Source organism: Veillonella infantium (genome assembly GCF_002959895.1).
GTDB lineage: Bacteria > Bacillota > Negativicutes > Veillonellales > Veillonellaceae > Veillonella > Veillonella infantium.
In genome coordinates, this window is record NZ_PPDD01000005.1 from 42,048 (window position 1) to 49,208 (window position 7,161).

The window sequence follows — 7,161 nt, forward strand, 5'->3', positions numbered from 1 at the left end:
CCTTATTATATTCCTATGAATGAGGCTTTAGAGACTCATTCATTAACTCTCTTTGTTATAAAGCGGACCGATGTATTTATAGTTTAAAGATCTATTTAATATGCTAACTCTTTGCCAAAAATGCAGCGACCTCGTCCTTTGTAGGCATGCCACCTTGGGCGCCTAAACGTTGGATGGAGAGGGCCGCAGCTGCATTGCCGTAGTGTAATGCGTCGGCTAAGCTTTTACCATTAACGATAGCTGTTGCAAAGGCACCGTTGAAGGTATCGCCTGCACCTGTTGTATCTACTGGGTCAACCTTGAAGCCCGATACGGTGTGGATTTCACCGTTGTCAGCGTAGCCTACACCTTTACTGCCAAGGGTAACGATGATTTTATTTTCGTTAGCTAGTAACGTTTCTTGTGTAGATTGGTTTGGGTAGAGAGCAGATAACTCATGCTCGTTTGGCGTAATATAGGTTGCCAATTCTAACCATTCGGGATTGAGGTCAGCTGCTGGAGCAGGGTTTAAGAGGACTTTTACATTGGCATCGTGGCAACGACGAACGATGTATTCGACTGTAGGAATAGGAATTTCGTTTTGCACCATTACGAGATCCGCTTGCTCGATAGCAGACCAAGCATTACCTACTACAGATTCATCTACCTTAGCATTAGCGCCAGGAATAACGATAATGCTATTGTCACCTTCAGCCAATGTAATGTGTGCCGTACCTGTTGTAGTATTTGGTACAGTGACGATGTAGTCTGTATTGATATGATTTTCCTTTAGATTATCTAAAATCATTTGGCCGTATGCATCTGCACCGATACAGCCAACCATAGTAACCTCTGCGCCTAGGCGAGCAGCAGCTACCGCTTGGTTTGCACCCTTGCCGCCGTGAGCGATGTGCAATTCGTTGCCCATGATTGTTTCCCCTGCCGTAGGGCGTTTGTCCGCTAGAACAACAATATCCATGTTGCAACTACCAATAACAACAATGCGATTCATAATAACTCCTTAATAAGCCTTTGCCCTGAGTGGGACAGAAAAATAGTTATTGATTATTTTTATACACAAAAACTAGGGGATTTTATACGTTAAAATGTATATATACATGTAATCGATAACCGCATAGGCGTTTACTTTTACATATCTATTAGTATAACTTAATCATTTATTAGTATAGCCTAAATAAGCGACTTTATCTATATAAATAACTATAAAATATAAGAATAAGAAAAGGTATATCCAAAATCTATCTTACATGAGTAAAAATGTACTCTCTGGATTTTGGATATACCTTATATTAAAAAATTAATAGATTATACTATTTATATTTTTTCTAACATTTTGTCTATGCTATCAAAGGATTTCTCTAGAGATAGAGTACGCCCTTGGATAATATCATTTTGGCCTTCTACAATAGCAGATAATATATCTATCTTAGCTTGTAAAATGCTAGTTGTAGTATCATTAATATTTATTGTATCACTGTAGCTTTTACCTATATTCATAGTCTGTTAGGCCTTTGTTCTTAATATAGTTATATATTAGTGAAAGCTTGGTTTGTCGTAGTGTGTACCTGGCTCACCTACGCCGATGCTTGTGCGGTGGAACGGAGTTTCATCATCTACATGTAAGATATCGAAGATAGCTTTTACAACGGCTTCGCGAGTAACTTGAGCATCGTTAAATTGAACGCCTTCAGGGATGAGCTCGTAATTTGTATTTTCTGGATCATTGTAGAGCCAAGTAAGGCGCAAGATTGTATAGTTTAAGTTGGACTCGCGTAATACATTGCGTGCTTGACGTTCGCCTTGTACATAGCTAATAGGCAAGCTATCGAAGGTCCATTTTTCAAGTGCTGCAGGGAATTCACCAGAAAGGCCAGCCATAGAAAGGCCGATAACACGACGTACATTTTTACGGCTCAATGCTTTCACAATAGCCGCCATATCGCTGCCAGATTCCATAGCACCTACAAAAACGATCTCTGCATTTGTTACAGCTTGTTCTAATTTTGCAGGATTTTGGAAAGAACCCTCGATAACAGTAACTCGTTCATGTTCCAAGATTTCTGGATGTAAACGAGTAGATAATTGACGACCATATAATGTAAGGTGCATGTCTGTATATGTTAATAATGTAGCAGTTAACTTCTGTGCAATCTGGCCAGCGGCCCCTAAAATAGTAATATATTTGTACATAAAGACCTCCTATGTCCTAGGCATAAGTATTTATATGCATTATATCACAACTATATGACGAGAAAGTGAGAATGTTGATTTAATTAGTTGCTAGGATTTCTTTTGTTGTTTTTAGCTGTGCAAATCGATTTCGCCAAATCTTTTCTTTGTAAAAGGATAGGATTTTATCGGCTGGTAGATGCTCATTGTTAAAGGTTGAGATAGCATCTTCGATGATGGTGATTTTATAACCATGTTCAAAGCCTACTTTCACGGATGTATCAATGCAAAATTCCACCTGCATCCCTACGAATGTTAAATCGGTAATACTTTTACTATCTAAATACTCTTTTAACTCACTATCTTTGAAGATGCTATTGTAATATTTATTGAAAATCTTTTCGTTTTCTTGAGGCTTTAATTCGTGATAAACTTGCCAATTATCACTACCCGTTGCTAATAAACCATCATCTTCAGAATGTCTCATAAAAATTACTTCTATATTTTGATCTCTGAAATGTTGAATGATTGCTTTTGTATTTATGATAAAATTTTTTGTATCGAAAGGATTTTCTTTAACTAAGCCTTCTTGTATGTCGATTACGATTAATGCTTGTGCCATGATGTATTTCCTTCATTAAAGATAAATTATATGTATTACATGAATATGATTAGAATTTATTATATTAGTTATTAAATTATTGTCGATTTCTTCGTATATAAGTATCTATGCACATTATATAACAAGTATATAACAAGAAAAAGAAGAAAGCAGTATCATATATGTTGATAGTAATTTTAAGAAATGTTGTAAAATCTGATGTTGAATTTACATGATAATTTAACTACAATAATGATAAGATATTAGAAAGATGAGTGTTATATCACTAAAGTATTTTGGAGGTGATAGTATGCCGAATATAAAACCTATTTCAGATTTACGTAATTATTCTGAAGTTTTACGTGATGTTACTATAGATAGTCCCGTATTCTTAACAAAAAATGGTAGAGGCCGATATGCAATTATGGATATACAAGATTATGAACGTGTAATGGCTACTATAAAACTTATGGGCGCTTTAGAGATCGGTCGTAAGTCTGGTGAAGAACAAGGATGGATTTCGTCAGAGCAACTAAAGAGTGAATTGGGGATTTAATTATGAATAATCAAATTAGCTATGCACCAAAAGCACGAGAAGATTTGCTAGAAATAAAATCTTTTATAGAAGAAGAATCAGGTGATATTGAGTTAGCTAAGAAAACCATTTCGGATATAGTGACTACGAATGACTCGTTGCGTATATTTCCAGAAATGGGACAGCGATTATTGATTAATCTAGGGAGTAAAATTGAATATAGATATTTACTTTGTCATAATTATTTAAGTTTTTACCGTTATTTAGATCGGACTATCTATATTGATAGAATATTAAACAGTAGACGTGATTATCTTAGAATACTATTAGATGAAGTACATTAGTTCTTAAAAGCACTATCGTTATTAGATAGTGCTTTTTTATGGGCTTTGCTTAAAGCCCTTTGATAGGTTTCCGTCTTTCACAAATCCTCGAAGAGTGATAAAATATAGATTATATATTCATTTTTAGAAAAGAGGCTATTATGGAACGGATTCAAGATCTTGTGTACACGCATGTGCAGGGTGGCCAGTTTAGATGGGTCACTGTCAGCACATTGATGCTCGCATTGGGCACGATATTGCATTTGGTGAGCCCTAGTGTGGCTGGGGTAACGCCGAACTGGACGATTGCTACGTACTGCGTAGCTATTTTATTGACTCGTCCTAGTTTAAGTCAAACGTTGGGGATTGGCCTTGTAGCGGCCCTCATCAATGTTTTGACATCTAAGTCAGCATTCCCTTATGGCAACTTGTTGTCTGAACCAGGTGGTGCTTTGACGGCAGCTCTCGTGACGCGCGCTATGTTGTCCGTGAAGTTCCGTAAAATCGGTGGTTTTGATTTAACGCCAATCCTATCTGGCTTCTTAGCGACTGTTGTATCTGGCGGTATTTTCGTTACTATTTTGTGGAAAATATTGGGCTTACCAGACAATGTATATATGTATGGTATGTGGCCGATGGTTCTTATCGTAGGCGCTTTGAATGGTGCCATTACGCCAATCTTGTACATTCCGGCGCAACGTCTATTCTCTAAACGCGGCATGTTGCCAAGTACAGATCAATTGACGTCTGACCATAGTCATATGACGATCTTGCCTGAGCGCCAAGCTAAAATCTCTATTGAGCACGTAAATTATTACCATCCAAAGGCGACTACACCATCTCTTGAAAACATCAATCTCGATGTGCATGATGGTGACTTCCTCGTTGTGACTGGTCCTGCCGGTTGTGGTAAAAGTACTCTTTGCATGGCTATGGTAGGGGCTGTGCCTAAATTCTACGGCGGTCGCCTTGAAGGCATGGTGTTCGTAGATGGTAAAGCGACTACGCAAATGGAAATTCCTGAATTGGCTAATCACATCGGTGTAGTTCTTGCCGATTACGATACACAACTCGTAACGATGACTGTTCGTGAAGAAGTGGCCTTTGCCATGGAAAATCGCGGTTATGACCGTGAAACCATCAAAGCACGTTCTGAAGAGGTGTTTGCACAAGTTGGTCTTATCGGCTTAGAAGATCGCAAAATTACTAGTCTATCCGGTGGTCAACGCCAACGTTTGGCGATTGCCTCCGTATTGGCTACGAACCCAACTGTTCTTGTTCTTGATGAACCAACGAGCTCCCTCGACCCAGATGGGACTGCCGAATTATATCGCCTCGTAGGTGATTTGAACAAGAAACACGGTATTACCGTTGTCGTTATCGACCATGACTTACACGCTGTATTGCCGTATGCAAACCGCATGGCTCTCATGGTGGATGGCTCTATTGCATGTGATGACGATGTACCAACTACGCTTCGTTACATGTACGAACACAATATTCACGTTGAGGCATTGCCATCCGTGTTCACCACGTATATGGAACTTGAGCAAGCGGGCTTCCACAGTGATGAGCCTTGGCTTAGCATTGAGTCTGCTATCAAGGGCTTGCACCAAATTGAAATGGCTCATGCTATCCAAACTGAGGTGCATGGTGAAAGCAACTCTAGAGTAAATCAATCTAAAACAGTAGAAAATTCTACTAATCAATCCAATACAGTAGTAAATAAACAACCAATTCAACGCGTTGATGATGTACAAGGAAAGGACGGTGGCGCTCATGCTTAAGGTTGAAAATATCCGCTTTGGCTATGTGCCATCCGTAGACATCTTCCGTGATGTGACTTTCACCATCGAAGGGGGCGAATATATTGCCATCGGTGGTCGCAATGGCTGTGGTAAAACGACTATCACTCGTTTGCTCGTTGGTCTTGAAAAGGCGAGCGAAGGCCGCATGTACTATAATGGTACGGATATTACGTCTATGCCGCCATCTAAACGGGGTCAATTTATTGGTTATGTATTCCAACAACCAGATCGCCAAATGTTCAGACCTACTGTAGCGACAGAGGTTGCCTTCGGCCCTGAATCACTAGGCCGCAGTAAATCCGAAGTAAAACGCATCGTTGATGAAGTGTTGGAACGTACAGGTATCGCTCACTTACGTGAAGCCTATCCTCCAACATTGCGCCGCGGCGAAAAACAACGCGTTGCTATCGCTTCTGCCCTAGCAATGCAATCTAAAATCCTCATCCTCGACGAACCAACAAGTGGTCAAGATGGTAAGGAAACTAAAGAGTTGTTAGCTCTATTGCGTCAACTTAATCAAGAAGGCATTACGATCCTTCTCATTACACATGATATGGAAATCATGGCTAGCGAATGTAGCCGTGCACTCATTATGGGTAACCAAACCGTTGCCTTTGATGGCAGTCCAGAAGAATTATTCAAGAAATCTACGGACGAATTGCAAGACCTAGGCCTTACAAAACCGCCAAGTGTGGAACTTTCACTAGCGGTACCATCCCTCGGTTATTGCAAATCCATGGATGAATTGAAATCTAAGTTAGTGGCTCAGTTGAGCGGAAAATAGGAGGGACATATGGAACGTTTAGTACCGTTAACAAAAATTTTGATGACCCTCGCTGTATCCGTGTGGGCCATTCTATTGCGCGACTGGGCATCTCTATTGGCTTTAGTCGTTGTAGAACTGGGAGTGTTATTTGTAGCTGGTTTGCTATTTAAACAACACAAAGCCGTATTGGCATTGACTAGCTTTGCTGTATTCCTTGGTGTTATCCAATTCCTTGGCAGCGGCGATGTAACATCTGCCATCGTATCCGGCTTGCGTATGCTTGCCATGACACTTGTGTTTATCTGCCTATTGGCAACCACAAAATTGCAAGACCTTACAGCAGCGCTCGTAACACAATGCAAAATTCCTTATGAATATGCATTTATGTTCACCGCAGCACTACGCTTTGTGCCTGACTTCATTGCTGAAAGTCACGCTGTACAAGAGGCACAAGCATGCCGTGGTTTATCCTTAGAAGGCAACTTCATTAAACGCATGAAGTCTTACGCATCTGTTATCCAACCATTGCTTTTAAAATCCTTGGGCCGCTCCGAAACAATGGCGTTGTCCCTAGAACTACGTGGCTTCGGTGGACCGACACATAGCTTTGCAGCATCTGTAGGATTGAAAACTATCGATTACGGCGTGATTGGGGCTTTGATTGTTATTACAATACTACTATTCGTAATTGTGTAATAGATAAACTAGACAAATTCATAGAGTTAATTGTGTTATAATTAACTTGAAGAGTATGGGGTGCCTCAATTGGTACACCTGAAAAGACACCTAGAAAGGGCGAAATTTCTAGGTGTCTTTTGATTGTACGCCGAATAGGCATGACTAAACCCCCAGTTAAACTGGGGGTCGGTAAAAATTCTTAGAGAAAAGGAAAGAACCTCCTAGTGATAGAATGAAGTTGGTCTGGCAACCACAACATTTCAACATAGGAGGTTCAATGT

Annotated in this window: 9 protein-coding genes; 5 read left to right on the forward strand and 4 right to left on the reverse strand. The window is 39.9% G+C overall.

Annotated elements, in window-relative coordinates; translation table 11 throughout:
• Positions 1–103: 103 nt before the first annotated feature.
• The 4 genes from rbsK to VCHSUH03_RS03105 all read right to left on the reverse strand — a co-directional run bounded on the left by rbsK (position 104) and on the right by VCHSUH03_RS03105 (position 2,791).
• Positions 104–991 (reverse strand): ribokinase, encoded by an 888-nt coding sequence (gene rbsK / locus VCHSUH03_RS03090; protein ID WP_105094033.1) that lies wholly within the window; start codon positions 989–991, stop codon positions 104–106.
• Positions 992–1,314: 323 nt separating this feature from the next.
• Positions 1,315–1,497 carry an antitoxin PHD gene (locus VCHSUH03_RS03095; RefSeq protein ID WP_105094034.1) on the reverse strand — a complete coding sequence of 61 codons (183 nt, stop codon included), beginning with the start codon at positions 1,495–1,497 and terminating at the stop codon, positions 1,315–1,317.
• Positions 1,498–1,533: 36 nt separating this feature from the next.
• Positions 1,534–2,190, reverse strand: a complete 657-nt coding sequence (locus VCHSUH03_RS03100) for an NAD(P)H-binding protein (protein WP_105094035.1) — start codon at positions 2,188–2,190, stop codon at positions 1,534–1,536.
• Positions 2,191–2,269: 79 nt separating this feature from the next.
• Positions 2,270–2,791 (reverse strand): cysteine hydrolase family protein, encoded by a 522-nt coding sequence (locus VCHSUH03_RS03105; RefSeq protein WP_105094036.1) that lies wholly within the window; start codon positions 2,789–2,791, stop codon positions 2,270–2,272.
• A 289-nt stretch (positions 2,792–3,080) separates the two neighbouring features.
• Here VCHSUH03_RS03105 and VCHSUH03_RS03110 point away from each other — a divergent pair, with 289 nt between their 5' ends.
• The 5 genes from VCHSUH03_RS03110 (at position 3,081) to VCHSUH03_RS03130 (ending at position 6,898) form a co-directional block, all read left to right on the forward strand.
• A complete protein-coding gene (locus VCHSUH03_RS03110) occupies positions 3,081–3,326 on the forward strand; it encodes a type II toxin-antitoxin system prevent-host-death family antitoxin (protein WP_105094037.1) in 246 nt (81 codons plus the stop codon).
• A gap of 2 nt (positions 3,327–3,328) precedes the next feature.
• On the forward strand, positions 3,329–3,649 hold the full coding sequence (locus tag VCHSUH03_RS03115; protein WP_105094038.1) for a type II toxin-antitoxin system RelE/ParE family toxin: 321 nt from the start codon (positions 3,329–3,331) through the stop codon (positions 3,647–3,649).
• 140 nt (positions 3,650–3,789) lie between these two features.
• Positions 3,790–5,415, forward strand: a complete 1,626-nt coding sequence (locus VCHSUH03_RS03120; RefSeq protein WP_105094039.1) for a tryptophan transporter — start codon at positions 3,790–3,792, stop codon at positions 5,413–5,415.
• Positions 5,408–6,220 carry an energy-coupling factor ABC transporter ATP-binding protein gene (locus tag VCHSUH03_RS03125; protein ID WP_105089590.1) on the forward strand — a complete coding sequence of 271 codons (813 nt, stop codon included), beginning with the start codon at positions 5,408–5,410 and terminating at the stop codon, positions 6,218–6,220. Before VCHSUH03_RS03120 ends, VCHSUH03_RS03125 begins: the two co-directional genes overlap by 8 nt.
• Positions 6,221–6,229: 9 nt before the next feature.
• Positions 6,230–6,898, forward strand: a complete 669-nt coding sequence (locus VCHSUH03_RS03130) for an energy-coupling factor transporter transmembrane component T family protein (RefSeq protein WP_105094040.1) — start codon at positions 6,230–6,232, stop codon at positions 6,896–6,898.
• Positions 6,899–7,161 lie beyond the last annotated feature (263 nt).

Bases quoted from the DNA above. Each gene is read 5' to 3' on its own strand.
- rbsK (WP_105094033.1), bottom strand. From the start codon at position 991: ATGAATCGCATTGTTGTTATTGGTAGTTGCAACATGGATATTGTTGTT.
- VCHSUH03_RS03095 (WP_105094034.1), bottom strand. From the start codon at position 1,497: ATGAATATAGGTAAAAGCTACAGTGATACAATAAATATTAATGATACT.
- VCHSUH03_RS03100 (WP_105094035.1), bottom strand. From the start codon at position 2,190: ATGTACAAATATATTACTATTTTAGGGGCCGCTGGCCAGATTGCACAG.
- VCHSUH03_RS03105 (WP_105094036.1), bottom strand. From the start codon at position 2,791: ATGGCACAAGCATTAATCGTAATCGACATACAAGAAGGCTTAGTTAAA.
- VCHSUH03_RS03110 (WP_105094037.1), top strand. From the start codon at position 3,081: ATGCCGAATATAAAACCTATTTCAGATTTACGTAATTATTCTGAAGTT.
- VCHSUH03_RS03115 (WP_105094038.1), top strand. From the start codon at position 3,329: ATGAATAATCAAATTAGCTATGCACCAAAAGCACGAGAAGATTTGCTA.
- VCHSUH03_RS03120 (WP_105094039.1), top strand. From the start codon at position 3,790: ATGGAACGGATTCAAGATCTTGTGTACACGCATGTGCAGGGTGGCCAG.
- VCHSUH03_RS03125 (WP_105089590.1), top strand. From the start codon at position 5,408: ATGCTTAAGGTTGAAAATATCCGCTTTGGCTATGTGCCATCCGTAGAC.
- VCHSUH03_RS03130 (WP_105094040.1), top strand. From the start codon at position 6,230: ATGGAACGTTTAGTACCGTTAACAAAAATTTTGATGACCCTCGCTGTA.